Source organism: Granulicella sp. S190, assembly GCF_009766095.1.
GTDB lineage: Bacteria > Acidobacteriota > Terriglobia > Terriglobales > Acidobacteriaceae > Edaphobacter.
In genome coordinates, this window is the sequence record NZ_LMUD01000016.1 from 518,180 (window position 1) to 544,194 (window position 26,015).

23 protein-coding genes and 1 pseudogene are annotated in these 26,015 nt (G+C 56.0%); 11 read left to right on the forward strand and 13 right to left on the reverse strand.

What is annotated here, in order from left to right:
- Nucleotides 1-8: 8 nt before the first annotated feature.
- Nucleotides 9-629, forward strand: a complete 621-nt coding sequence (locus tag GSQ94_RS11495; protein WP_158943987.1) for a hypothetical protein — start codon at nt 9-11, stop codon at nt 627-629.
- A gap of 7 nt (nt 630-636) precedes the next feature.
- Here GSQ94_RS11495 and GSQ94_RS11500 read toward each other — a convergent pair whose 3' ends face one another.
- Nucleotides 637-3,282, reverse strand: a complete 2,646-nt coding sequence (locus GSQ94_RS11500) for a penicillin acylase family protein (RefSeq protein ID WP_158943988.1) — start codon at nt 3,280-3,282, stop codon at nt 637-639.
- A gap of 113 nt (nt 3,283-3,395) precedes the next feature.
- Here GSQ94_RS11500 and GSQ94_RS11505 point away from each other — a divergent pair, with 113 nt between their 5' ends.
- Nucleotides 3,396-5,021 (forward strand): Na+/H+ antiporter, encoded by a 1,626-nt coding sequence (locus GSQ94_RS11505; protein WP_158943989.1) that lies wholly within the window; start codon nt 3,396-3,398, stop codon nt 5,019-5,021.
- Between the two features lie 35 nt (nt 5,022-5,056).
- On the opposite strand, the gene GSQ94_RS11510 is transcribed toward GSQ94_RS11505, so the two are convergent.
- Nucleotides 5,057-6,091 carry a CPBP family intramembrane glutamic endopeptidase gene (locus GSQ94_RS11510; RefSeq protein ID WP_158943990.1) on the reverse strand — a complete coding sequence of 345 codons (1,035 nt, stop codon included), beginning with the start codon at nt 6,089-6,091 and terminating at the stop codon, nt 5,057-5,059.
- Nucleotides 6,092-6,395: 304 nt separating this feature from the next.
- Here GSQ94_RS11510 and GSQ94_RS11515 point away from each other — a divergent pair, with 304 nt between their 5' ends.
- The gene (locus GSQ94_RS11515; protein ID WP_158943991.1) at nt 6,396-7,349 is read left to right on the forward strand and encodes a CPBP family intramembrane glutamic endopeptidase; all 954 of its coding nucleotides are present in this window, start codon (nt 6,396-6,398) and stop codon (nt 7,347-7,349) included.
- 170 nt (nt 7,350-7,519) lie between these two features.
- A complete protein-coding gene (locus tag GSQ94_RS11520; protein WP_158943992.1) occupies nt 7,520-8,521 on the forward strand; it encodes a DHH family phosphoesterase in 1,002 nt (333 codons plus the stop codon).
- A gap of 200 nt (nt 8,522-8,721) precedes the next feature.
- Here the strand turns inward: GSQ94_RS11520 and rseP are convergent, their stop codons facing one another.
- The 5 genes from rseP to GSQ94_RS21655 all read right to left on the reverse strand — a co-directional run bounded on the left by rseP (nt 8,722) and on the right by GSQ94_RS21655 (nt 14,175).
- The gene (rseP, locus tag GSQ94_RS11525) at nt 8,722-10,110 is read right to left on the reverse strand and encodes an RIP metalloprotease RseP (RefSeq protein ID WP_158943993.1); all 1,389 of its coding nucleotides are present in this window, start codon (nt 10,108-10,110) and stop codon (nt 8,722-8,724) included.
- Between the two features lie 38 nt (nt 10,111-10,148).
- Nucleotides 10,149-11,339 (reverse strand): 1-deoxy-D-xylulose-5-phosphate reductoisomerase, encoded by a 1,191-nt coding sequence (locus GSQ94_RS11530; protein WP_158943994.1) that lies wholly within the window; start codon nt 11,337-11,339, stop codon nt 10,149-10,151.
- A gap of 54 nt (nt 11,340-11,393) precedes the next feature.
- Nucleotides 11,394-12,257 carry a phosphatidate cytidylyltransferase gene (locus GSQ94_RS11535; protein WP_158943995.1) on the reverse strand — a complete coding sequence of 288 codons (864 nt, stop codon included), beginning with the start codon at nt 12,255-12,257 and terminating at the stop codon, nt 11,394-11,396.
- A gap of 103 nt (nt 12,258-12,360) precedes the next feature.
- Nucleotides 12,361-13,335, reverse strand: a complete 975-nt coding sequence (locus GSQ94_RS11540; RefSeq protein ID WP_158943996.1) for an isoprenyl transferase — start codon at nt 13,333-13,335, stop codon at nt 12,361-12,363.
- A gap of 306 nt (nt 13,336-13,641) precedes the next feature.
- Nucleotides 13,642-14,175 (reverse strand): helix-turn-helix transcriptional regulator, encoded by a 534-nt coding sequence (locus GSQ94_RS21655; protein ID WP_158943997.1) that lies wholly within the window; start codon nt 14,173-14,175, stop codon nt 13,642-13,644.
- 222 nt (nt 14,176-14,397) lie between these two features.
- Here GSQ94_RS21655 and GSQ94_RS11550 point away from each other — a divergent pair, with 222 nt between their 5' ends.
- Nucleotides 14,398-15,003 (forward strand): HD domain-containing protein, encoded by a 606-nt coding sequence (locus tag GSQ94_RS11550; RefSeq protein ID WP_158943998.1) that lies wholly within the window; start codon nt 14,398-14,400, stop codon nt 15,001-15,003.
- Between the two features lie 97 nt (nt 15,004-15,100).
- Here GSQ94_RS11550 and pncA read toward each other — a convergent pair whose 3' ends face one another.
- Genes pncA through GSQ94_RS11565 form a run of 3 tightly spaced genes read right to left on the reverse strand, consistent with a single transcriptional unit; the run spans nt 15,101 to nt 17,223 of the window.
- Nucleotides 15,101-15,739 (reverse strand): bifunctional nicotinamidase/pyrazinamidase, encoded by a 639-nt coding sequence (gene pncA, locus GSQ94_RS11555; protein ID WP_158943999.1) that lies wholly within the window; start codon nt 15,737-15,739, stop codon nt 15,101-15,103.
- Between the two features lie 14 nt (nt 15,740-15,753).
- Entirely contained in the window at nt 15,754-16,230 is a 477-nt protein-coding gene (locus GSQ94_RS11560) for a hypothetical protein (protein WP_158944000.1), read from the reverse strand.
- A gap of 39 nt (nt 16,231-16,269) precedes the next feature.
- Nucleotides 16,270-17,223 (reverse strand): glycosyltransferase family 2 protein, encoded by a 954-nt coding sequence (locus GSQ94_RS11565; RefSeq protein ID WP_158944001.1) that lies wholly within the window; start codon nt 17,221-17,223, stop codon nt 16,270-16,272.
- Between the two features lie 200 nt (nt 17,224-17,423).
- On the opposite strand from GSQ94_RS11565, the gene GSQ94_RS11570 reads away from it, so the two are divergent.
- The 5 genes from GSQ94_RS11570 to GSQ94_RS11590 all read left to right on the forward strand — a co-directional run bounded on the left by GSQ94_RS11570 (nt 17,424) and on the right by GSQ94_RS11590 (nt 22,274).
- Nucleotides 17,424-19,106 (forward strand): acyl-CoA carboxylase subunit beta, encoded by a 1,683-nt coding sequence (locus GSQ94_RS11570; RefSeq protein WP_254063813.1) that lies wholly within the window; start codon nt 17,424-17,426, stop codon nt 19,104-19,106.
- Between the two features lie 192 nt (nt 19,107-19,298).
- The gene (locus GSQ94_RS11575; RefSeq protein WP_371417496.1) at nt 19,299-20,159 is read left to right on the forward strand and encodes a hydroxymethylglutaryl-CoA lyase; all 861 of its coding nucleotides are present in this window, start codon (nt 19,299-19,301) and stop codon (nt 20,157-20,159) included.
- Nucleotides 20,160-20,216: 57 nt separating this feature from the next.
- On the forward strand, nt 20,217-21,005 hold the full coding sequence (locus GSQ94_RS11580) for an enoyl-CoA hydratase/isomerase family protein (protein WP_158944003.1): 789 nt from the start codon (nt 20,217-20,219) through the stop codon (nt 21,003-21,005).
- A 52-nt stretch (nt 21,006-21,057) separates the two neighbouring features.
- The gene (locus GSQ94_RS11585) at nt 21,058-21,525 is read left to right on the forward strand and encodes a thioesterase family protein (RefSeq protein WP_158944004.1); all 468 of its coding nucleotides are present in this window, start codon (nt 21,058-21,060) and stop codon (nt 21,523-21,525) included.
- 11 nt (nt 21,526-21,536) lie between these two features.
- Nucleotides 21,537-22,274, forward strand: coding sequence for an SDR family oxidoreductase (locus tag GSQ94_RS11590; RefSeq protein WP_158944005.1), 738 nt, complete (start codon nt 21,537-21,539; stop codon nt 22,272-22,274).
- Between the two features lie 9 nt (nt 22,275-22,283).
- Here the strand turns inward: GSQ94_RS11590 and GSQ94_RS11595 are convergent, their stop codons facing one another.
- The gene (locus tag GSQ94_RS11595) at nt 22,284-22,703 is read right to left on the reverse strand and encodes a cobalamin B12-binding domain-containing protein (protein WP_158944006.1); all 420 of its coding nucleotides are present in this window, start codon (nt 22,701-22,703) and stop codon (nt 22,284-22,286) included.
- 403 nt (nt 22,704-23,106) lie between these two features.
- Between GSQ94_RS11595 and GSQ94_RS11600 the strand changes: the two genes are divergently transcribed.
- On the forward strand, nt 23,107-24,315 hold the full coding sequence (locus tag GSQ94_RS11600) for an acyltransferase (RefSeq protein ID WP_158944007.1): 1,209 nt from the start codon (nt 23,107-23,109) through the stop codon (nt 24,313-24,315).
- A 139-nt stretch (nt 24,316-24,454) separates the two neighbouring features.
- Here GSQ94_RS11600 and GSQ94_RS11605 read toward each other — a convergent pair whose 3' ends face one another.
- Both GSQ94_RS11605 and GSQ94_RS11610 read right to left on the reverse strand, forming a co-directional pair.
- Entirely contained in the window at nt 24,455-25,366 is a 912-nt protein-coding gene (locus tag GSQ94_RS11605; RefSeq protein ID WP_158944008.1) for a VWA domain-containing protein, read from the reverse strand.
- Between the two features lie 54 nt (nt 25,367-25,420).
- Nucleotides 25,421-26,015 (reverse strand): annotated as a pseudogene (locus tag GSQ94_RS11610) (zinc-dependent metalloprotease); the annotation flags it as partial.

Here is a 26,015-nt window from a genome sequence, read left to right on the forward strand (position 1 = left end):
GAGGAGCCATGACGAAGGCCGCAGAAAGCAACGGAGAAAAAGGAAAGACTGCTGTTCTCACCGAAAATATGAGCGTAGGAGATCTCTTCTCGCTCGTCACAGGCGGCGAGACCGAGAGCGATATAAAAGCAGGACTCGGCGCGGAGGAGTTGACCGAACTCCGCAAAAAAGTGCCGAAGATGGTCTCGTGGACCAGCGTGCAGGAGGGCGTCAGCGACTCCCTGGCTGAAGCGATGCACATCAGTGTGCTCGCAACCCTCGCTAACGGATGGAAGCACTACAAAGTGTTCATGGAAGACGTGAAGCGCAGCCGCAGCAACCCGGAGGTGGAGATCGTCTCCGCCATCGCCGACCACGCCATCCACTCCACCCTGCATCCCTATGTCGACGTAAAACTTGGAGGCAAGACCGTGCATGAGATCGCCTTCGATGTAGGTCTCGTCACGACCATTCGAGGCTTACTGCTCGGACTCAAGAATGGTGAGATCGTCTCGGTCGAGCTCGGCGAGTGCGAGTGGGCAGGAAAGATTGCAGTCGCCGAGGTGGAGGTTCTGGAGCGAAAGCTGAAGAAGCTCACCCTCCCTGGTCATCTCCGTCTCAAGCGTGGCATCCCGATTCCAATCAACTGAGCCCCATCTATTTGGGCGCAAGCGTCAGCGTGTGCGTGGTCACAGCATCCACCGCCGCATGGCTGAAGGGCAGAGGAAAGGTCGTGCCGTGATACCACGCAGGCCACTGATCCAGAAACCATGGACTGACCGGATCGGAGGACTCGCCAAGCACCAGGTTCAGCGTGCTGTGGTCGAACTCCGAGAAGTCGACAGTAAGACGCTCCGACGGCCCAAAGCTGCGGCCAACCTGCTTCACCGTAGTGTCGTCCCCGCTCTGGGGATTAAGCCCCGGGCCGGTAGCTAACCCAAGGATGCGCTGAAGAAGCGGAGATTGGCCGTAGATCGGATGTTCAATCTCGCTGGGCCGGAACTGGCCATAGCGCCACTGCGCGAGGTCGCCAGGGGCGTGATTGTCGGCGAGCGCCTTCGAGACCGCAGCCGTAAGCAGGTCGTCCCACGTCGGATACGAAGGCGGAAGCCAGCGCCCGGGCGTATGCATGATCAGCCACTCCTCGGCGTAGGCCTTGTTCCCCCACGTGTACAGCGCCGCCCCGGTAAGGCGATGTTCGCCCGGCTGGAGATCCGATCTGATCTCAGGCTGAGTCTTCATCTGTGGGTCGAGCAGCAACGGCCACAGGGACGCCCGCGTCGCAACGACGATCGCTGGCGCGGCAATATCGGCGTCGACACTGCCGTTCCAATCCCTCAACAAATCGGCAGCCTGGTGAAGCCGCTTCGCAGCGCTCTTGTCTGTCGTAAACTTAGGCTCCGTCGCGTGGTCGATGGCATACGCCAGTCGCTGCGCAATCGCATGGTCCACATCCGAGTACACATCGGTCTGGAGCGCCAGCATATCGGCAGCGGTAAGGTGATCTTTCGTCTCCTTCGCGCGTGCGGTCAGCACCCTCCAGATGCGCTCATTACGGTAGGGAGCGGCCCAGTTCAACGTGACAGGGTAAGGATAGTCATCGCTCGTCACGCGAGCGTTGGCCGTGGCCAGAATCCCATTCGGCGGATCGATAGCCTGCGGAAGCTTCTCATAGGGAATCGTCCCCACCCACTCCTGCGTAGCGTCAAGCGCATCGCTGGGAACGGGGCTTATTGGGCTCGGCGTCGCCACGTTGCCTCTAATCGGAATCCTGCCGACCGCGTGATACCCGATATGCCCCTGGTCGTCCGCGTACACAAGGTTCTGCGCAGGGCCGCCGAAACTGGAGAAGGCAGCGACAAGGCTCGTTCCGTCGGCAGCAGTATTCATCGCAAAAAACGACGGAGTCACATTCGCCGGATCGTAGATCGTCCATCGCAGCGAAAGGCTGCGCCTCTCGCTGGGCAGGATCCCCGAAATCAGGGGAGTCGTCACCCCGCCATGCTGTGTCGCGGGAACGTCCAGCAGCACGTCCTTCGCTCCCTTCACATGCAGCACCTCCTGCTGGTGAATCACCGCATGCCAGCCGCCATCCGCCGACTGATACTCCATCCCACTGTCGTTGCCGCGTGTGTGCTCCACGTAAACGTCCTGCACCTCCGCGCCAAGATTCGTAAACCCCCACGCCACATGCGCGTTATGCCCTACGATGATGAACGGCACCCCGGGCAGAGACACTCCGGCAACATGAAGATCCCCGCCAGGCATCGGCGCTTCAAGATCCGCCTGATACCAGATCCCAGGAACACCGTGCGCCAGGTGCATATCGTTCGAGAGCAGCGGCTTGCCCGTAGCCGTATGTGCGCCCGAGACCACCCAGTCATTCGACCCCGCAAAGCACCCTTCGCAGACCGGGTTCTTCAGCGCCCCCTGCAAGGCGAGCAGATCCTCCGCGCTCGTCGCCTGCATCGCCGGCCTTCGCAGCTTCGTCTGTGACTCATCCAGCGGAATATCGGGAATATCCTGCTGCGGCGCCGTCAGGTCCACCGTCGGAAGAGCAGGCGGATGATCCCGCCACGAGCCCACCGGGTAAAGATCCGCCACCAGGTTCATCGGCAGTCGCGCCGTCAGCGCCTCGCGGTTCAGCTCCTGCGGAAAGCTGTTCGTCAGATCCTGAAACATCACCAGCCCCACCAGCAGCGAATCCCGCGGAGTCCACGGAGCAGGCTCATACCGTAGCAGTCGAAACTCCAGCGGCAGATGCGCGCTTTGCGTAGCAATCGAGGCATTCACCCCCGCCGCGTATCGCTCCAGCAGGTGTAGCTGATCCGCTGGCAACACAGCCAGCGCGCGATCAGCCGCAGCACGGATCTGCAGCGTCCTCTGCACCCGGTCATGCGGAATCAGCGAAGCCCCCAGAATCTCCGCAAGACTCCCTGCCGCATGACGTCGCAGCGCATCCATCTGCCACAGCCGGTCCTGTGCCGTCACATACCCCTGTGCCATCACCAGGTCGTCCAGCGAACCCGCCCGAAGATGTGGAACCCCGTGTCCATCGCGCTGCACCGTCACCGGACCAGACAATCCCGCCACATAAATCGCGCCATCCACCTGCGGCAGCGCATCCTGCATCGCCTGCCTCGTCCAGTGGCGGGCATAATAAAAGCCGATCACCCCGCAGATCAGCACCAGGCAGGTAAAAATCGCTACCAGTCGAAAAAACATGCGCCTGCGTCGAACCTGCACGGCGGTACGGGCTTCTTCAGGGGAGGCTGCGGCGGCGATCGATTCGTACGGATTCATAGCTTCCTCGAAGTGTAAATGGAGAGCAGTCGCCCATGCATACCGCCGCTGTCCGCGTCGATAAATCCCCTTCTATATCCTCTAATTTGTTCTACTGGAGACTCGGGGGTGTCATGGAATCTGGATCCAGTCTGCATGCTGTCGAGACCGTCATTCTGCTCTTGCTCGTCATGGTCGCTGCGTTTGCCGCGATGGCGCGCCGTCTCAAGGTGCCCTATCCCATCGTCCTTGTCTTGGCCGGCCTGCTCATCAGCTTTCTGCCGCATATCCCGCGTGTCCCGCTTGACCCCAACGTCGTCTTCGTCGTCTTTCTCCCGCCCCTCCTCTACGCCTCTGCGTGGACCATGTCATGGCGCGAATTCCGCCGCAACGCCGTCGTCATCGGCCTCCTCGCCGTCGGCCTGGTCGGCTTCACCGTCTGGGGCGTCGCCTTCTTCTCCGACCACTTCATCACCGCGCTCGACTGGAAGGCCGGCTTCCTCCTCGGCGCCGTCGTCGCCACCACAGACGCCATCGCCGCCACCTCCATCGCGAAGACCCTCGGCCTGCCCCGCCGAATCGTTGACATCCTCGAAGGCGAAAGCCTCTTCAACGACGCCACCGGCCTGCTCGCCCTCGAGATCGGCGTAGGTATCATCCTCGGCGGCCAAACCCCCACACTGGGCGGAGGCCTCGTGAGGCTCGGCTACCTCGTCGTAGGCGGCATCCTCATAGGGCTGCTAATCGGCTTCATCGTCAGCTGGCTGGAGAAGTTCATCGACGACGGCCCCGTCGAGCTCGTCGTCAGCCTCGTCGTCCCCTACGCCGCCTATCTCGCAGGCGAGCGCGCCCACGCCTCCGGAGTCCTCGCCGTGGTCGCCTGCGGCGTCTTCATGAGCCGCAAGAGCACCCAGTTCTTCTCCCCCGCCGTACGCCTGCAGGTACAGGGCGCATGGGACGCCCTCACCTTCATGCTCAACGGCCTCGTCTTCGTCCTCATCGGCCTGCAACTCCCCTACGTCCTCACCGGAATCCACGGCAGATACACCACCGGAACACTCATCCTGTACGGGGTTGTCTTCAGCATCGTGCTCATCACGCTGCGTCTGGTCTGGGTCTTTCCCGCCATCAAAACCGCGTCGTTCGTAGAGCGCCGTCTCATGAAGCACGCAGAAGATCCCCTTCAGCCCCGCGAGGTCTTCGTCGTCGGCTGGACCGGCATGCGCGGTGTGCTGGCGCTGGCCGCAGCCATCTCCGTCCCGGAGGTGCTCGGCGACGGCCGTTCCTTCGAAGCGCGGAATCTGATCGTCTTCCTCGCCTTCTGCGTCATCCTCGTCACTCTCGTCCTCCAGGGCCTCACCCTCCCGGCTCTCATTCGCGTCCTCGGCCTCGCCGGTGTCTCAGGAATGGACCCAGAAGAAAAAGAGGCGCGCCGAATCGTCCTCAAGGCCGCAGTTCGCCACCTCGAAGAAGGGCGCAAACGCGACGGACACGACACCGAGCATGTGTACGACGATATCCTTCACCGCTACCGGCACAAACTCGCGGCTATCGGCGTCGGCAAAGAAGGAGAGCTGCACGAGGTCGATACCGAGGCCATCTCCCGCATGCAGGCCATCCTCGAAGAGGCGCTTCAGGCGGAGCGCCGAACCCTGATCGGTCTGCGCGACAAAGGAAAGATCGGTGACGACGTTCTGCGCACCATCGAACGCGAGTTGGATCTCGCCGAAACCCGCTATCAGGGAACCCCAATCGCCTGATCACGTAGCAGCCGGCATCGCATCAACTCATTCAGTTATCGCCCCTCTGGCAGCCCGGCGAGGCTGGTGTAGCCGGCGTTCGTACGTGGCAGCGTGAAGATAATAACCAGAACGATCATGACCATGATCGGCAGAATCAGGATGCTGCCTTCAGGTCCGGTGGTCCCTCCGCTCAACAGAGGCTTGCCCACCGGGTGCGTTGCCATCAGATGGTGCTGAACCATAATCCCACTGTCAGCCACACCGTAAAGAAAGGATTGCCCCCAGTCCCACGTCGTGTGGAAGCCGATAGCCCACCACAGAGAGCCGGTACGCCACAAAACCAGGCAGAACATCATGGAAGCAAGGCCTGCAGTCAGTAATCCGATGGGCGACTCGCCGGGGTTGGTGCCGTGTACAAGACCAAACAACGTCGAAAAGAAGAGTGCCGAAGTCCAGAACGCAAAAACATTGCTGTGAGGGGTTTTGAAAGCCCAGCGGAAGAAGCCGTTCAGCCCGCGAGTTAGGGTGTACTGCAGGTAGCCGCGAGTCAGATACTCCTCCAGTAATCCGACAACCAGAAAAAGACCTAGCCATTGCAGCCCATAACGAGCAATGTCGCTGCCAAAGAGAAGACGGCTATCGAAGACGAGGAAGCCGGTCTTCCAAAGCATAAAAATGAAGGGTGTGAGGCAGAGGACGCCGAAAGCAAGCCCCGCGGCGAAGTGTCTTAATTTGCTTATGCCGCCAAGCCCGTAGACGCCGACAGCACGCCGCTCAATCTTCGACATCACCCACGTCACCAGGACAACTCCCAGCAAGGGGACACTTTCGTTCAGAAGCATCCAATAAAACGGGATCGTGTGGTCAGCCGTCTCGTGATGAGTCGGTGGATGCAACTTGTGCGTGATCAAATTTGCGCCATAGAGGAAGGCTGCCATCATTGCGATGAAGAGCAATAGACTCCACCCCGCACGAAGCCCATCAGCTCCAAAGAAGACCCTTCGCAGCGTGGAGTCGGGCTCTATCGGATGCAGATCAGTAGGCGAGTGCGTTGTTTCGCTGGAACCTTCGTTGATGTTTGTCTGCAAAGGAGAATCCTCTTATCAGAACGATATACGAGCCAACCGGCCAGAAGTTCCGTTCCTGCTTCATCTAATCGATTACCGCCGCACTGATTTGTCACCCTCGTGAAGACGCCGCCCTTTGGGTTCAGAACCCAAAGGGTCAATCTCTGGTCATTCTGAACGGCGGGGATAAGAGACATTATCATGCTCAAAAATTGAGCAGCAGATACTTTAGCGTTCCTGGGGTAATTTTTCTGAGACTACTTGGATTGGGTTATACCCTAGCGAGACAGCCACACATAAAATGTGGTCGAGGAGATATACCTTGATGGAATCTAGCCCCCCTGAAACTTCACCACCGTTCAAGATTTCCTGTCCGCAAAGCAATGTACGCCGTATATTCATCGGCACTCGCGGGCTTAGGGCAGGATGGGGTGCACTTAGCTTCGTGGCCCTGTTGATCCTTCTTGGAGCGACAACTTACGGCTTAGTCCGCATTCTCCCACTTCCAGCCTTCGAAAGCGGTGGCTCTGTCACGATGACACCCTTCAATAAGGGAATCGTCGATGCGGTACTCCTTGTGATCGTTGTGATTGCAACCTCGATCATGGCACGGCTCGAAAAAAGACGATTGGCAGACTATGGTTTCGGACGAAGTAAGGAACTGGGACGATTCTTTTCCGGCGTAGGTTGGGGCTTTTTCTTTATCAGTCTCCTCGTCTTTGTATTGTTTGAAACGCACAATTTGGTCTTTGAAAATTACACGATCCGTCTCGGCACTGCATTTCTCTATGGGGTTGAGTGGTTTATCAGTATGTTTTTCGTTGGAGCTTTCGAAGAGACAATCTTTCGCGGCTATCTACAATGGACGCTCGCACGCGGCATAACATTTTGGGGTGCATCCGCCGTTCTAGCAGTCATCTTTGGCTCAGCCCATGGTTCGAATCCTGGGGAATCGCATATTGGATTGTTTTCCGCCGCCGCGATCTCACTCGCTCTCAGCCTGAGTATTTGGTATACGCGCTCCCTATGGTGGGCTGTCGGCTTTCATACTGCATGGAACTGGGGAGAGACGTTCTTCTATGGAACACCAAACAGCGGTTTGCTTGCCGAGGGACATCTTCTGTCCATTCGAGCTGAGGGTGCTTCTATCACAAGTGGAGGCTCGACTGGCCCAGAGGGAAGTGTTTTTGTGTTGCCGATAGTCCTGCTCGTGGGAGCAGCTATTTACCTGACCTGCCGTCCCCAAATGTCGGCTGTACAACCTCGAAAGGGCCAATGATAGGGACCTCTGGGCTCAGAACCCAAAGGGTCAATTTCTGGTCATTCTGAACGTAAACTCAAACTGACCCGACACCCACACTTCCAAAGTGCGACGTTGATCGATGCCAGTTGCGTTATGCTGAACTCTTCGCACCTTTAGAAAAGGCGCTGAGCACGGGAGACGCTGACTTGGATTGCAGGATTTTTTACCACGATAAGTGCTTCGACGGAGCCTGTTCGGCTTCGCTCTTCACGCGATTTCATCGCGAACGCGTGAAGACGGCGGACTCCTACTCGTATCACGGTCTGGTGCACCGGGCTGGCGCGCTCTTCGACGAAGGCGACTTCAGCAGCGGCGAAAACGCTATCGTGGACTTCAAATACTCCGCCTCGCCCAGGGTCACCTGGTGGTTCGATCATCATCAGAGCGCCTTCCTCACCCCCGAAGACCAGAAGCACTTCGAAGCAGGTCAGGCCGACGGGTCGCAGCGCATGCGAAAGTTCTTCAATCCCAACTACATCTCCTGCACCAGCCTCATCGCCGACATCGCGCAGGTCAACTTCGGATTCGACACCGCCCCTCTCCTCGATTTGATCAAGTGGGCCGACATCGTCGACGGAGCACGCTACGAGAGCGCGAAGGCCGCAGTCGAGATGGCTGAGCCCGCCATGAAGCTCACCATGGTCATCGAAAGCTCTCCGGACCCCACCCTGGTCAAAAGGCTGATTCCCATCCTCACCGAGATGAGCCTGCAACAAGTCCTGGACCTGGAGTTCGTGCAGACCCTGCTGGGCCCGCTGATGGACCGGCACTGGGCCGCACTCGAGCTCATCAGGCAACGCGCGACGGTGGAGCAGGGAGTCATCACCTTCGATATCACCGACCAGCCCACCGAAGGCTACAACAAGTTCATCCCCTACTACCTCCATCCCGACGCCACCTACAACGTGGGCCTCAGCAAGTCGAGCTTTCGCACCAAGGTCTCGGTAGGAACCAATCCCTGGACCAAACGCATGCCCTCTGAACTGATCAACCTGGCCGCCATCTGCGAGCGATACGGCGGCGGCGGCCATGCCCGAGTAGGCGCCATCAGCTTCCCACCCGACCGCGAAGACGAAGCCAGGAAAGCTGTCGGAGAGATTCTGACCGAGCTGAGAGCACCTTCCTCCGCCAGCGAAAAAAATAGTTGAAAAAGTTGGCGCATCTTTCAGTAGCGAAAAAGTGAATGCTCCAGCTCCACGTCAGCCACGCATTCCACCACGCTCTCACCAGCAAAAAACCATCACCAAACACGCCCTTTTCTAAAACACCCCCGAAAAACCCCAGCAAAAACAACAAAACCCCGGTCCGAAACCATCTCGAACCGGGGCTGATTTTTTTTACAAATCTTCTAAGGTTTAAGCTTCGTAAAAAGGTTCAGCTTGGTCAGGTCGTTGAAGATAACAAACGCGAAGAAAGCCAGCAGGCAAACGAACGCCACCTGGTACACCCGCTCCTTGATCTGCTGATTCACATCCCGCCGCATGATTGTCTCAATCAGTAGAAATAGGATCATCCCACCGTCGAGAATAGGAATCGGCAGCAGGTTGAAGATCCCAAGATTCAACGAGATATAGCTCATCAACCCAATCAGCGGCATCCATCCCGGCATCTGCGCCGCCTGGTGAATCTGCTGCCCAATTCCAATAGGGCTCTGCAGACTCTTCACCGAAACCTGCCGCGTAAACAGCCGCTTCAACACCTCAACAATCAGCAACGACCCCTTCTTGTTGAACTGCCACGAAGCCACTATCGCCTTGCCCAGCGGCAACCGCTCCACCTTCACCGGTGGCTGCACCGCAACAAACCCCAGCCTATAATCCTTCTGCTTCGGCCCACCAGGAGTATCCGCCAGTTCGGGAGTCACTTGGATCGGCACGGTCTGCGTTGTGCCGTTCGACGCAACCCGTTGAATCACAAGGGATGCAGGCTTGCCAGCTTGATCCTGAAGATAGGACAGCAACGCCGGAACCGAGTGCAGTTGAAGCCCATCGATACTCAAAATCTTGTCGTGCGGCATCAACCCGGCACGAGCCGCAGGCATATTGGCTTCGAGCGAATCAACCTGAACAGGCGTGTTCTGCATCTTCGGTATAAGGCCCAGATTGTCCAGAGAGAAGTCGTCGGGAACTCCCTTGTTTTCAACGAAAAGCTTCGTATTGACTCGCTGTCCATCGTGCACAAATGAGAAAGGAACCGTCTGATTGAGATTCAACAAAGAGCGGATTCCAACCTGATCCCACGTCGGATTCTCAATGGAATCGTACTGGACGATCGTGTCGCCGCTATGAATTCCAGTCCGGCTGGCAGGCGTGTTTGGCGCGATATAGTCCGTGGAAGCAGGACCATCGATGAACTCCTGCACCTCGTTATGCAGCATCGAGACGCCCGTCATCAGCCCAAGCGCAAGGATGAAGTTGGCAAAGGGTCCAGCTAATGCAACAAGAATGCGCTGCCAGCGGGGATGAGCGTTGAAGTCGCCGGGATCTGTGGTGCGCCCCTCCTCCGTCTCCACGGTTTGAAACGACATCTCGCCGGCCATCTTGACGTATCCGCCAAGCGGCACAGCCGCGATCTGGTACTCCGTGTCGCCACGGCGAAAGCCTACCAGGCGTTTACCAAAGCCGATTGAAAAGACCTCGACACGGATTCCGCAGAGCTTGGCGACCGCGAAGTGGCCGAACTCGTGGACCAGAACCATGATGCCGAGAACGATGAGAAGCTGAACGATTGTTGCCATGAAGTTGGAGAAGACCTCTTACCTTGGTTGATTACAGGCTACCGTCGGGCACCGGCGTATTGTCGGGCAATCACTTCGCGAGCAGTGTCACGCGCGGCAAGATCTGCATCGAGCACATCGAGGATAGACGCCGGAGGGTTACCGGAGGTTAGCTGCAGCACAGCCTCTATTGTACGCGGGATGCCAAGGAAGGGGATACGTCCTTCGAGGAAGGCCGCGACGGCGATCTCATCCGTGGCATTGAGTGCAATGCAAGCATTGCCGCCGGCCTCAGCCGCCTCGTAGGCGATACGAAGGCAAGGGAAGCGGGTCAGGTCGGGCTGGGAGAAGTCCAACTGCGAGAGCATTGTGAGATCGAAGCTGAGGGCCTCTTTTGCGGTCACGGCAACCCGTTCAGGATAAGCAAGAGCATAGAGGATTGGAAGGCGCATATCAGTAACCGATATCTGCGCAAGGATGCTTCCGTCAACGAACTCAACCAGAGAGTGGACTGTCGATTGGGGGTGGATGGTCGTTCGGACCTGTCTGGCGGGCAGATTGAAGAGGCGGCACGCTTCGATAACCTCGAACCCCTTGTTCATCATCGTAGCGGAATCGATAGTGATTCGTTGACCCATCACCCAGGTGGGGTGCTTGAGGGCCTGTTGTGGGCTGATGTGCTCGAAGTCGGCAAGAGGCGTATTCCTGAAAGGGCCGCCGGAGGCTGTAAGCCAAATCTGCTTAACTTCCTTAGGAGTTCCGCCGCGCATGCACTGGTGAACCGCATTGTGCTCTGAGTCGATAGGCAGAAGAGCTGCCCCATGTTGCTTCGCGGCCGCGATGATCAACTCGCCTGCTGCTACCAGACACTCTTTGTTAGCGAGGCCAATGGTCTTGCCGGCGCAGACTGCCGCGTAGGTGGCTTCAAGACCAGCGACGCCTACTATGGCAGAGACCACAAAGTTGACATCAGGAAGCGTGGCGGCATAAACGCTGCCCGCAGTTCCATGAACCACCTCGATATCGCTGATGCCCTCAGCCTTTAGGCGCGCAAGGAGGTTCGTCGCAAGGGCTTCCGAGGCAAGGGAGATGACTTTAGGCCGCCAACGAAGGCACTGGGCAAAAGCATCTTCGACATTTTTGCCGGCGGCAAGAGAGACGACTTGGTAGCGGTCGGGGAAGGATTCGCAGATGGAGAGTGTGCTGTGGCCGATAGAGCCGGTCGAGCCAAGAATAGCTAACTTTTTCACGTTCTTTATTTTCTCAGATTTAGGGACGAATGAACTCTACGAATGCTTTTCAGGTCAGAAGCGTCCCAGGCCAAAATAGTCCTTGAGGAGCAGGACATACCAGAGAACGGGAGCAGCCAGAAGAAGGGCGTCGATGCGATCGAGTATGCCGCCGTGACCAGGAAGCATGGTGCCAGAGTCCTTGACCCCCGCGCCGCGTTTGATTGCCGATTCAAGGAGATCACCCAGCTGGGCCGCGATATTAAGAATTGCAGCAAGAAAAAGTGACTGCCAGAGCGGTTCGGAGATATGCAGGAGCGTATTTCCGTGAGCGGTAAGAGTATAGGAGATTGCTATGACGATGCCTGCGGCGATCATGCTGCCAACAATGGAGGCGATGGAGCCTGCCCATGTTTTACCAGGGCTCAGTCGAGGAGCGAGTTTACGTTTGCCAAAGGCGCGGCCAATGTAGAGAGCCGCGATGTCGCCAGCCCAGACGCAGACCATCAGGAATAGCAAGAGAGCGGGGCCATCTTCCTGCTTCCATAGCAGAGGAACGAGAGTAAGCGGGTAGGCAATGTAAATGAGGCCAAAGAGACCTTGGGCGGTATCCGGCAGAACTTGCATGAGCGGAGCGCGGAAACCGTTCCAGGCGAAGAGGATCAGGGTCAGGCCGCTGAGTACTGGAAGTTGCGATTCGACTGGAACGTTGGGGAGTGTGACAACGAAAGCGAGGGCAGTACCAACGGCCATCCACCAACTAGGAATACGGAGGGTCGCGCCATGTGCCTCTGCACCGACAGAGGCCAACTTGAGGTACTCATAGGCCGCGAGCTCGGCAACGATGGCAGAGAAGAGCGTAATCATCCAGAGCTGGCCGAAGAAGATGAGGGCGAAGACGACGAGGATGAGAACTAAGGCAGTGAGGATGCGTTTCATGAAGGCTCTAAACAGGATACAGGCCAGAGGCCCAGTATTTGGAAGAAAGGGAGGGCTCTTTGCCACGTCTGACGGCCTTGGATAATGCTATATCCCCATCGCTTTAGCGGCGCGATAAGACAGGGTCTGGTTTGGGGTCAGACTTGGCTTCCACTTTAGAGACAAGATGATCTTGAATCTCGGCGGCCACCTCATCGGCAGGCTGGAGGTTGTCGAGATCTTCGTCAGTAAAGCTCTCCCCGAGGCCGCCGAAGCGGCGTTCGCGGTGCTGATAGGCGTTGATCGCTTCGAGAAGATGGAGACCATTGAAGTCGGGCCAGAGCCGGTCAGTAACAAAGATCTCTGAGTAGGCGATCTGCCAGAGGAGGAAGTTAGAGATACGTTGCTCACCTGAGGTACGTATGACAAGGTCCGGGTCAGGCATGTGGGCGGTGTACAGAGAACGGCTGATGCTTGACTCGTCAAGGGCTTCGAGAGCCCCTGCTCCGAGCAGATCATCGACGGAACAACCTCGAGTGTGAGCCTCGGTCGTTAGGTCAGTCAGAAGGGATCGGACGGCATCGACGATTTCAGAGCGAGCCCCATAGTTGAGCGCAAGAGTAAGGGTCGTGCCGGTGTTTTTTGCAGTTGCTTCAGAGGCCCACTGCATCGTGTCCTGTACCTCTTGGGGCAGGTCGTGGGTGCGGCCAATGTAGGCCATCCGAACGTTGTTGTCGTTCATCCTCTTAACATTGCCAACGAGGTAATTCTTGAGCAGCTTCATCAGGAAGCTGACCTCGGATTTCGGACGGCGCAGGTTATTTTCCAGCGAAAAGGCGTAAAGAGTGAGCCATGGCAAGTTGATGCGAGAGGCGGTCTCTACGACAAACTGGACGGACTCAGCCCCTTTTTGGTGACCGAGGAAGCGCTTCAAAGCACGTTTTCCTGCCCAACGACCATTGCCGTCCATGATGATAGCGACGTGCTGTGGAATTTTTGAGGGATCCAGTTGCCGATAGATGCTCTGCTCGTCGGCCGAAAGTTCATGGCTGCGATTAGGGACGCGGCTGGAGTCCGATAGGGGAGTTGATGCGCGCAAAGCGACCTCGCAGATATTGACGCTAGCACACCGATAGAGGCCGCGCAACGAAGGCCACTATTTTGAGAAATCGAAATAGGCTACTGTCCTGTGGAGAATTTGCCATCCCACGTTTCTCGCCCAGGAAATTACCTACGCATCTTACGATTGTAGAAGGCTTAGCGACCGTTTGAATTTGACGCGCGTGCGTTGGCACGCCCGATCTCGGCATCCACATCCGTATGCGCAAGGCAAGCGGAAAGGAGAGCATCACTCTGGTAGTGATGCTCTCCCAGGAGGAAGTGGTAAGTATCGCGGCAGCGTGATTTAGGCAGTACGACGACGACCCGCAGCTAGCTCGCGTACATGATTAAGGAAGATTGACCGTTGAAGATCATCGAGCTGCGAGGTGTACATGGCGATCTCTGCTAGAAAAGGATCGGTCATGAGGACGGCCGTCTCGTCACGATGGCGTGTGTTGGAGTCGCGCAGCAGGGCAGAGATATCAACCTGAAGAGCACGCGCGAGGCGATCGAGCGAAGACAGAGTTGGCATCGCCTTACCGTTCTCAATCTTTGAGATGTAAGTGCGAGGTACTCCCATGCGCGCTGCTAGCTGTCTTTGTGAAAGATTGCGCACATGTCGCAGATCGCGAACGGCGTGGGCTACCTGCAAGCCGCCTTCTTGAGTAGCGGGGGGCGGTACCAAGGCGAGTGGTGCGGGAGCCGGTTCAGGCTCTTCGACCTCTAGGCATTTGTGGCAGCGGCGGCACAGCGCATTGGCTGTCCGGAACTGCACCAAACTACAGTGATCGCAACGTAGTACCTCACGTTGTTCGACAGGTGCCATCATGGTTGCCATAAGTTGTGTGTAGCGAAGGGACCCAGAGCAAGGACCCAGCACATGTCCGATAACGGAACGTATGATGTGCCTAGATTGACACTGGTACACTTTGGAGTCAAGGGGAAACCCGTTGATATTGCCAGAAAGACCTAAAAAAACCAGATTGGAACCAAGTTGGTAACTTGCAGCACGAACGGTTCATGATTGATGGATCGTGAGTTCGTTAGAACAGGGGTATTGATGCCGGATGAGTTTGGACCCGTGCAAGCGTTGGCGTTGCTGGAAGAGTGGACGAAAGGTGAGAGTCTACGCAAACATGGGCTGGCGGTTGCGGTATGCACAGAAGCATATGGCGTGACGGAAGCGGCGCGGCTTGGGCTTACGGAGGAGAGTGCCTCTTCGTTCGTAGAGAAGTATGCAAGCGCTGGTCTATTGCATGACATGGACTACGAGCGACATCCGAGCGTGGCGGAACATCCGTTTGTTGGTGTAAACCATCTACGGAAACTAGGATGGCCGGAGAATGTACTGCATGCAATTCTGGCGCACGCGGATTATTCGGGAACTCCTCGCGAGTCGCATCTTGATAAGGCTCTATTCGCGTGCGATGAGCTTGCAGGTTTTTTGACTGCTTGCGCGTTGGTAAAGCCGTCGAAATCGATTCAGGATGTAGAAGTGACAAGTGTGAAGAAAAAGATGAAGGACAAGGCGTTTGCGCGTGCAGTGAAGCGGGAGGACATTGCTGATGGAGCTGCGCTGTTGGGGTTGACCGTCGAAGAGCATGTCGAGAATTGTCTGCGGGCGATGCAGGCGAGAGCTCGGGAGTTGGGGCTAGCAGGCCAATGAACACAAGCAGCTTCAGCAGCGTATCCATTCCAGATATGAGATGGGGAATGGTTTAGGCCTGTCTTCAAGACAATTTCGCTTGGTTATCGGCTGTCGATCAGAGACTGAGGAACTCAGATGATTGGATGCACGGAACTCCCGACGCGGCAAGGGCAGCATTGGTTTCTACGACTGAATTCAATAAATTGACAGAGCGAGTGGCGTCCTCGATGACAATGATTTCAAAGCCTAATCTGCTCCCGTCAAGGGCGGAATGGCGAACGCAGAAATCATAAGCAAGGCCGCAAAGGAACAGCCGGGTGAGCTTGCGCTCGCGCAGATAGCCACTCAGGCCGGTAGGAGTGATCTGATCATTTTCCTGGAAGGCAGAGTAGGAGTCGATGTCTCGACGGAAACCTTTACGGAGAATGAGTTCAGTATGCGGAATTTCGAGTCCCGTGTGGAAGGCAGCTCCGGTGCTGTGCTGGAGACAGTGCTCGGGCCAAAGCGTCTGAGGCCCATAGGGTGCCTGGATCACTTCGAAGGCCTGCTTGTCCACGTGGGTCGCAGCGAAAGAGATGTGGTGCGGTGGGTGCCAATCCTGAGTGAGAAGGACGTGGTCGAACCTCTCGCCCAAGGAATTAATGAGAGGAACAATGGCATCTGCTTCTGGAATGGCTAATGCTCCACCAGGGCAGAAGTCATTCTGGAGGTCGATGACGAGGAGAGCGTCGTTAGGGCCATGAAGAATAGGCATTTTGTTAGTCGTAACTACGGTTTTAGGTTTTTGGTGTCCTGGATAGTGCCGATCTTGATATCCGAGTTTTTGCAGTTCTTATCGAGGCAGAAGCCGCTGATCCACACTTCTCCATCACCGATCATGACACCCTGTGAATTAACGAAGAGGGCATCATACTTCTGCTTCAGGATGACGGATGAGATGTCAGAGGTGATGATGCGGTCATAGTCTTTGGCGAAAGCCTTTGGAGATTTGATCGTGAGGGGGTGTTTGCCGGGATTGACCTTAATGGGGTAATGGACTAGATCGGCGACCTCAGTAGCGTTGTGGCTTGCAACGGCCTGTTGCAGCCTGGATAGAAGATGCTGAACTTTGATGTGATCTCCAACGGAGAGATCGATGGATTTGTCCAGAGCACTAAGGGGTGTGGGCGTGGTTTGGGCTATTGCTACACAGAAATAGAAGAGCGGAAGGACAACGGAGAATCCAATAGCAAGCCGACGTTTCATCTTTACTCCTTATGAGTCCTGAGACGCAACTTCGTGAAGCTAACTATTATTTCTGAACATAAGCCGTGTCAATGAAGCTGATCGCGCGAAAAAGTAGGTGAGGTAGAGCACAAGGAGAGCCGGAGCATCTGCAAATTCTCCGGATTTAACAACTTTACCCAACGTCAGTAAAAGCGATGGCACTAGGAGCAGGCCTAGCGGAATAGTGAAAAAAAACCACCGATGACTGAAAAGACAAACGAGAAGTAGCACGATAGTTGCCCAGAACATGAGGAGGGTATAGAAGGTGAGCGCGATGAGAGGGAGATTCCGAACGGACGGCAGCTTGGAGATAAAGATGCGAAGCACGTGTTTGCCGTGCCAACGATTCTGTCGGTAGAAGTGGCCCAAGGTACGCGGCGTGCCCTCATGAAAGACGCCGAGGGAGGTGTAGGCGAGAACCTGCATCCCTTGGTCTCTGGCTCGGGTGCACAGTTCGACGTCTTCGCTGGTTTCGAACAAGGTGGAGAATCCGTTCAGCCGTTCAAAAGCGCTGCGTGTAATAAAGAGAGAGCCTGCCGGAAGAAAGGAGACCGGACCATCACGCTCGGTCGCCTGGTATTGAAACCACGTGCGGCCAACCCACGTTGAATCGAGAGGGATGAGATAGTGGGCACCCCAGATGGTGTTTTCTTGTGCCAGGGCGAGGCTCTCTTCTAGCCAGGTAGGACGCGGCATACAGTCAGCGTCCAAGAAGGCAAGTATCTCACCGCTGGCCGATGCGGCACCGGTGTTGCGTGCCTCGGAGATGCCTGTTCGCCGCTGAGAGTGGACGTGAATTGACAAAGACGTCTCAAAGCGATTGGCTATGGTGGCGGTCCTATCCGTCGAGCCATTGTCGATCAGAATGATTTCAAAGAATTCTTGAGGAAGCGTCTGATGATGTAGAGAGAGGAGACACGCTTTAATATTGGCTTCTTCGTTATAGGCAGGGATAACAACAGATATTTTCATGGCAATCGAAGAAAAGTCATTATTCCATTAGGTGTTCAAATGACCAAGATAAAAAGCTATGAACAACATTGAAGCATCTCTCGTGAGTGATACCTTCTATCGTCTTACTGTTGATAGGCCATTGCAAAATGCTATGCTGACGAGTCTTGGCGGGTGATAGGGAGGACGAGTTGAAGTTTGAAAACGAACTAAAGTCGAAGATGGACCTGCAGGGTGTACGTGTGAAGACAAATCGCGAGGCATTGCAAGTCCTGATGGCGGCGCTGCGAGTTCAGGAGGGGGAAATTAGATTGGGTGGAGGCGCGAAGTCGGTCGAAGCTCAACATGCGAAAGGGCGGCTCACGGTGCGCGAGCGGTTAGAACTGCTACTCGATAAGAATACGGAGTTTCTAGAGTTGGGGTTGTGGGCGGCGCATGGGATGTATGGGGAGTATGGCGGAGCTCCAGCGGCAGGAGTAGTTACCGGTTTAGGAAGAATTAGCGGCCGCCTGTGCATGATCGTTGCGAACGATGCAACGGTGAAGGCAGGAGCGTTCTTCCCTATGACGGCTAAGAAGGTGCTTCGGGCACAGACAATTGCTCTGGAAAACCGTATTCCAACTCTCTATCTTGTGGACTCTGCGGGGGTGTTTTTACCTTTGCAGGAAGACGTCTTTCCGGACACGGATGATTTTGGACGTGTGTTCCGGAATAACGCAGTGATGAGCTCGCTCGGAGTGCCACAGATTACGGCGATCATGGGAATGTGCGTGGCTGGAGGTGCATACCTTCCGGTGATGACGGATACGGTGCTGATGACGGAAGGTAGCGGATTATTCCTCGCAGGGCCATCGCTGGTACAGGCGGCGATTGGCCAAAAAACAGGGGCCGAAGAGTTGGGTGGCGCTTCGATGCATGCAGAGATATCTGGCACGGTCGACTTTAAGGAACCTAACGATCATTTATGCCTTGCTCGATTACGCTCTTTGGTGGGAAAGTTTGGCGAACTGCGGAAGCCCTCATTTAGTGTGGTTGATTTTGATGCAAAGACGGATGCGCCCAAATACGAGGTTGAGGATTTGTACGGGTTGATCGATCCAGATCCTGCAAAAGCAGCTAGCAATGTGTATGACATGCATGAAGTGATTGCTCGGATCGTTGACCGCAGTGAATTTGATGAATATAAAGCGGAGTTTGGAAGAACGTTGCTGTGTGGTTATGCGCGTATCGGTGGGCGCGCAGTGGGGATCGTCGCAAATCAAAAGATGCATCAGTCTCAGACGGTGGCGGTGGGACCCCAGGCGGGAGAGAAGCGGACGGAGTTTGGCGGAGTGATCTATACAGAAAGCGCACAGAAAGCCGCTCGGTTCATTATGGATTGCAATCAGAGCTTGATTCCCCTGATTTTCTTACATGATGTAAATGGGTTTATGGTGGGGAAGGATGCGGAGTGGAGCGGGATTATTCGTGCCGGCGCTAAGATGGTGTCAGCTGTATCGACTTCAGTAGTGCCCAAAATAACTGTAATTGTTGGCGGGAGTTTCGGCGCGGGGCATTATGCGATGTGCGGAAAAGCTTATGATCCACGTTTTTTGTTTGCTTGGCCTACGGCGCGGTACGCCGTGATGAGTGGAACATCTGCGGCGAATACTCTCGCTGAGGTGAGAGCGAAGCAGATGGAACGTGGAGGGAAGGTGCTCTCCGAAGCTGAGAAGAAGGTACTGTATGACGAGATTAAGTCGTCGTATGATGCGCAGGCCGATCCGAGGTATGGGGCGGCTAGGCTTTGGATTGATGCGATTATCGATCCGCTGAAGACGCGAGAAGTGCTAATGACGGCGCTGGAGGCGGCCAGTTTGAATCCTGAGGTAGCGAAGTTCAATCCGGGAGTATTGCAGACTTGATTTCACGAATGGTGTGCTATTGGTATGAGCATTGATCCCAATAGATCGCGCAAAGCAAGTCCTGCGAAATTGTTTGTAGTTATTCGCGTTGTCGTCTCACGGATCGATCATTTTGTTTCCTAGGCTGGTAAGAGGAGACTTGATGGTGTGACAAAAGTTGGAGCTTAGTCGAGGTGTTGTGTGAGTGCATTGGTGAAGATTATTGAGTGTCCGCGGGATGCTTGGCAGGCGTTACCGAAGAATATGCCTGCGGAGGTGAAAGCAGACTATCTGCGTGTATTGATTGCAGCGGGATTCAAGCATATCGATGCAGTGAGCTTTGTTTCGCGGACGGCAGTGCCACAGATGGCAGACTCAGAGTTGGTGTTGGAGTATCTGGATCCGCCGGACGATGTGGAGATTATTGGCATCATTGTAAACGCTAAAGGAGGAGAGCGAGCTATAAAAACGGGAAGTGTTCAGACATTGGGATTCCCTTATTCCATCTCCTCGACTTTCTTGCAACGGAATCAGAGCCAGACGCCGGAAGAGTCGCTTGATGAGTTGGAAAAGATTGGCACACTCGCTTATAAGGCGGGAATTGATGTTGCGGCGTACATTTCCATGGCGTTTGGGAATCCCTACGGAGAAGATTGGAATATTGATGAAGTGGTGGCTGCTTGTGATCTGCTAATAGACAATGGAGTGAGGCAAATCTCTCTGGCTGATACCGTGGGGCTGGCGACGCCGAAGCAGATAAGTGATGTTCTTGCAGATGTACTAGCGGTACATGATGGGATCGAGATCGGAGTGCATCTCCACGCCAGACCGGATCAAACGGCAGAGAAGATCCGTGCGGCGTATTTGGCGGGCTGCAGGCGATTCGATGCAGCCGTTGGTGGGTTGGGTGGATGCCCATTCGCTCAAGATACATTGGTAGGCAATGTTGCAACGGAGATGTTGTTGGCTGAATTGGCTGCACTAGAGGCTGAATTGGAGCCAATGAGACCGCTTGATGGGCTGATTGCCGCTAGCGCCGAGATTTCCAGAAAATATGGGGAGAGAGTGCAGTAGAGGACACATCAAGAACTCTATGAAACACCGAAATTTGGCGTATCCGGGGAGGGCTACGTGATTTATGTAACGATTATTGTTACGGATATTGATAGAGTTCGGATGATTACTTTGAATCGGCCCGAGCGACGCAATGCGATGACTCCGGAGATGCAGTGGGAGTTGATTGCTGCGATGGACGAAGCAGCTGAGAGCGACTGCAGCGTGGTGGTCTTTGCAGGTGCGGGGGAGGTGTTTTGTGCTGGGCTAGATTTGGCTGCGCTGCAGGGTATGAATGACAAGTCTGCTGCGGAGCACACAGCCGATGCAGAGAGAATCGCACGACTGTTTCGAACGCTCTATGAGTTGCCAAAACCTACGATTGCGGCGGTGCATGGTGCGGCGATTGCTGGGGGGACTGGATTGGCAACCATGTGCGACTTCACGCTCGCGGTGCCCGGGGCTAAGTTCGGATACACGGAGGTGAGGATAGGGTTCGTGCCCGCAGTCGTGTCCGCGTTTCTCGTATTGCAGATCGGAGAGAAGGCAGCACGGGACTTGTTGCTTACGGGGCGTCTGTTTACCAGCGAAGAGGCGCAGCGGTTAGGCCTGGTGACTGAGGTTGTTCCGCCGGAGCAGCTGACGGCGCGGACACTGGAGTTAGTTGCGTTGTTGAAGGCTAATAGCCCCGAGGCGCTCTCAGCTACAAAGCGCCTGTTGCGGGCGCAGAATAAGACATGGCTGGATGCCGGGATCGCAGCAGCCCTGGCGGCAAACGCTGAGGCGAGGACGACACACGACTTTAGAGAGGGAGTGGCGGCATTCCTTGAGAAGAGGAAGCCGGTTTGGGAAAAGAGTTCGCGATGATTCTTTCACTTGCATGTGTCTGAGTTCATTTCAGGTTAGGTAGACTACTTTGATGAGTGAGGAAGAGCGTGTAGGGGTGGCCCGGGTGCGGGTTCGGTATGCCGAGACTGACCAGATGGGGGTGGTGTATCACTCGAACTACCTGATCTGGTTCGAGGTGGGGAGGGTGGAGCTGATCCGCAGCATGGGGCTGGACTACAAGCTGATGGAGGTCGAAGAGAGGTGTGGGATTGCGGTGGTGGATGTACATGTGCGGTATCGTGCCCCAGCCCGGTATGACGAAGAGCTGGTGATTGAGACGAGGCTGCTGGCAGCGCGCGGTGCAGTGATCCGGTTTGGGTACAGGATTCTGCGGGCGGACGATCGTGTGCTGCTGTGCGAGGGCGAGACGGTACATGTGGTGGTGGGGAAGGATATGAAGAAGACGTGCCTGCCACCGAAATATGCCGTGCGTTTTGCGGCGTATCTGCGTCCACGCTCATCTGATGGGATAGATGGTTTGCAGTCAGATCGGCGATGAGGTGATTAGGAATGAGTACTGATAAGAAGGTTGCACTGATTACGGGTGGGAACAAGGGTATTGGGCTGGAGACGGCACGGCAGCTGGGGAAGCTTGGGATCACCGTGTTGATTGGCGTTCGCGATGAGGCTAAGGGCGAGGCTGCGGTTGCGGAGCTGAAGAAGGATGGTGTTGAAGCGCGCGCGGTGAAGCTGGATGTGGACAATTCAGCAGACTATGCTGAAGTGGCGAAGCTGATCGAGAAGGACTACGGGCATCTCGACATTCTGGTGAACAATGCCGGCATCATGCTCGATGGCCGTAAAGGGAATGAGACCACCAAGACCTCGAAAGATCTTTTGCAGAAGACGTTTAATACAAACTTCTTTGCGGTGGTGGGGCTGACCCAGGCGCTGCTTCCTTTGTTGAAGAAGAGCCTGGGGGGCAGGATTGTGAATCTATCGAGCATTCTGGGTTCGAATACGCTGCACGCTACGCCGGGGTCATTTATCTACGATGCGAAGACGTTCGCATATGACGCTTCGAAGTCGGCGCTCAACTCGTTTACGATTCATCTCGCGCATGAGTTGAAGGATACGAAGATCAAGGTGAACTCGGCGCACCCGGGGTGGGTGAAGACGGAGATGGGCGGCGAGGGCGCTCAGTTGGACATCGAGACCGGCGCCAAGACATCGGTGGAGTTGGCGACGCTGCAGGACAGTGGCCCGAATGGTGAGTTCCTTCACCTTGGCAAGGCGCTGCCCTGGTAGCTTTCCAGATCAGTTGATGAGCAAGCCGCGAGGTTTTACGTGCTCGCGGATGAAGGTGATGGTGGTTTCAAGCGGCGTTCCCGGTCCGAAGATGGCCGAGACGCCGTTTTCTTTTAATTTTGGCTGGTCTTCATCCGGGATGGTTCCCCCCAAGACCAGGAGGATGTCTTCGGCTTTCTGCTCGCGGAGGAGGGCGGTGATTCGGGGGACGATGACGTTGTGGGCCCCGGAGAGAATGGAGAGGCCGATGCAGTCGACGTCTTCCTGGATGGCGGCGGAGACGATCATCTCTGGGGTCTGGCGTAGGCCGGTGTAGATGACCTCCATGCCAGCATCGCGGAGAGCCCGGGCGATGATTTTGGCGCCGCGGTCGTGGCCGTCGAGGCCGGGTTTTGCGACGAGAACGCGGATTGGAGGCGTATTCAGCATTGAGGAGCGAGTATATCTGGCAAATGGCCGGCTGGGGTACCCCCTCCCCCTTGGGGGGGTATCTTGCAGGGAAGTTTATTCGTTTCAGCTAGTTGCGAGATGCCTGTGTCTGTAAAGCATTCATTCCAAATAGGTTGTGCCTAAAATATTTGAAATCAGCAGTTTACCTGTCTCCGGTTATCCGTTACGAAGAAGTACACTCGGGTGCTACTTCAATTATAGAGAGATGGATGGGGTAATACGCCACGCGAATCTCCTGTGTTTATGGGGGTTTTTCCGCGGTTGGGGCTTGACAAAGTTTTTGGGAGGGTCCGCTTGGGGAAGCAGGCACTCTGATAGAACAAAGACTGCTGCCTTGACTGGCTTCGGTTTACGGAGACCAGTTGTCAGATGAGGTTGATCTATGGGCGCTCCGGCGGTATTGAGTACCGATCAAAAAGGCTTGGGAGAGGCGCGTCGGCGTGATCTTTCAATTGATTATTTGCGAACCACACTGACGCTCATGGTGCTGGCGCACCATAGCTCGCTGGCTTATACGAGTTGGGCCTTCTTTGACAGGGAGCATGTCTTCCGTTCGACTGCGCCGGTGGTGGATGTAACGCGGTGGGCGTTCTTCGATTATGCGGAGAACTTCAACGACGTGTTTTTCATGTCGCTGATGTTCTTTGTTTCGGGGCTGTTTGTCTTTCCCGCGCTGCGGCGGCATGGCACCTTGAAGTTTATGAGGGACAGGTTGCTGCGGCTGGGTGTGCCGTTTGCGTTTGCGGTGGTTGTGTTGATGCCGATTGCTTACTACGCTTCGTGGCAGCTCTCGGCAAACAACACGGGGTTCATCGATTTTTACGAGCGGCTGGCGAAGAGTGGGTTTAATGCGGGGCCGCCGTGGTTTATCTGGGTTTTGCTTGCGTTCGATCTGGAGCTGGCCGTGGCGATGGCTCTGCTGTGGCGTTGGATGCCGATGGTCGAGAGACTTGTGTTGCGATTGCGGGACTGGCCGGTTGCCACTTTCTTCGGCATGTTCTTTTTGTCTGCGCTGAGTTATCTGCCGTTGCTGTCGCGGTATGGCTTTAGTGCGTGGACGAATCTTTTTGTGTCTCCATTTTCGTTTCAGATCGCCCGGATCGGTCTGTATGGATTGTGGTTTGTGTTCGGCTTTTTGGTGGGTGCGCCGAATTATGCGGGGGGGCTGCTGTCGCGGGGTGCGCCATTGGCGCGGAGATGGCCGCGGTGGATTTTGCTTTGCGTGATCTCCTATAACGCTTTGTGTTTAATACCGCGTTCGGGAGTAGTTCAACAGCTGTCAGTGTCGGGTCGTGGGGCGATTGAGGCGGTGCTGTGGGTGTTGAGCTGCGTGGCAAGCTGCTTCGGGTTTTTGGCGCTGTTTCGTGGAGTTGAGATGAAGCCGCGTGGGTGGATGAACTCGCTGGCCCGATGCGCGTATGGGATGTACCTGTTGCACTATGTGTTTGTGTTGTGGCTGCAACGGCTTCTGCTGAATCGGCCGATCCACGCGGGGATCAAGTTTGTTTTTGTGTTCCTAGGGACGGTTTTGCTGAGCTGGGTGACGGTGCAGGCGGCGCTGCGAATTCCCAGGCTGGATCGAATCCTCTGATCCAGGAGTGTGGCTGTGTCGGGTGTCCCTGTTGTGGTATTTCGATGGTGATTGATGGTGGGAACGTGGTGTCTTGATGGTGTGAGTTTGCGATGAGGCAGATTTTTTTTGGCGTCCTCAGACTACGAAACTGTTTGGGTCAGTGAGTCGCGTAATAGCCAGAGCGGGTGATGATGACACCGCCCCGGGTTGGACTATCGAGTTTAATGCGATGGAACGAGCCGTCCCGTTTGAAGTGTTGCGGTTTGTAGACCAAGCGATATTGGCTGCGGAGATTAGAGTCGATGACTCGCAGATCGTTCCAGATGGTTTCTCGAGTCTGGTCGAAGAAGAGCACGCCTCCGGTTTGGTTTGAGAGTTTGGTGAGGATCTTTTGTCCTTCAGATAGGAACGATTTGGGTTCAATACTGAAGGTGTAGATTGCCACGTTTGCCTGCTGGCAGATGTCGATGTCGTCTTCAAGGCGAGCGTGGCTGGCGTTGTCGATGCCGTCAGTGAAGAGCAGGATGAAGTTGCCGTTGAGGGGATCGTTAGTTCCGAATTGATCCCGACAGGCCTTGTAGATCGAGTCGAAGAGAGCAGTACCACCGAGGCGGCTGGCGTGGTCGGAGGAGACACTGTGAAGACTCGCTGTCAGAGTTTCTCCTTCGCTGGTCCAGTCCTGAAGAACCTTCGATTCGGAGTCGAAGCGCATGAGGAAGACGCGGTCGGTTTGTTTGCGGAGGAGTTGGGTGAGGTATTGGTTCGCTATGGCTTGATTGCGAGGGAGGTATTCCAACATCGACTGGCTGGTGTCCATGAGGATACCGAAGTGGACGGGTAGATTTTGGTGGGCCTCGAAAGAGACGATTTGTCGAGGGGGCTTTCCATTGTCGAGGATACGAAGGTCGTCGAGTTTGAGATCGTCCATGGGGATGCCGTGGAAGTCGGCGGCGTGGAAGGTGAGGCTAACCTCATCAACCGCTACTCTGAGGGTGTAGGAGTCGGGAGCTGGCAACGGAGCCTTCGGTGTCTGTGAGAACAGGATCGGCCCACTGATGACAGAGAGCATCGTGCCGAGATGGAGGATGACTCTATGGATGTCGCACCCGTTTGATAGTGACGGTTAAAAGTCTTCGTTGTCGCCGATGGGCATGCCGGGTGGGGCTTCGATGGGTTTGGCGGGGATGAACTTGGCGGGGTCGCGGTTGAAGTCGTTGATGCGGTCGATGAGGGCGGCGCGGTGGATGGCTTCGGCGGTGTCGGGGAGTGGGGCGGCGGCGGTCCACTGCTTGAGAAGATCGTTGAGGTGGGATCGAGCGATGGCTCGGGCCTGGGTGGAGGCCTGCGGGTTGACGGCCAGGGAGAGCATGGCTTCGAGGGCGCGGAACTCTACGGCGCGTTCGACTTCAGAGGACATGGTGTGGCCGCCTTCAGGGCGCTCGGCGGTGGTTTTGGAGATGGCTTCGAGGACGCCGCGGAGGGATGGGGCGTCGGCGAGGCGCATGTGGTACTGGACGAGACGTGAGGCTCGGGCGGGGTTGAGGAGAACGTTGAGGGTGAGGTCGGCGGCGGACTCGGCTGTGGCGATGGGGTCGAAGGTGAGGCCGGTTTCGGAGGCGAAGGATTCGCGTGTGCGGGGGAGGCCGGGCGGGCGTGGGGGGAGGATTTTGAGGAGCGGCTCGGGGAGGGGGAGGGTTTCGGGGGTGAGGGTTCTGAGG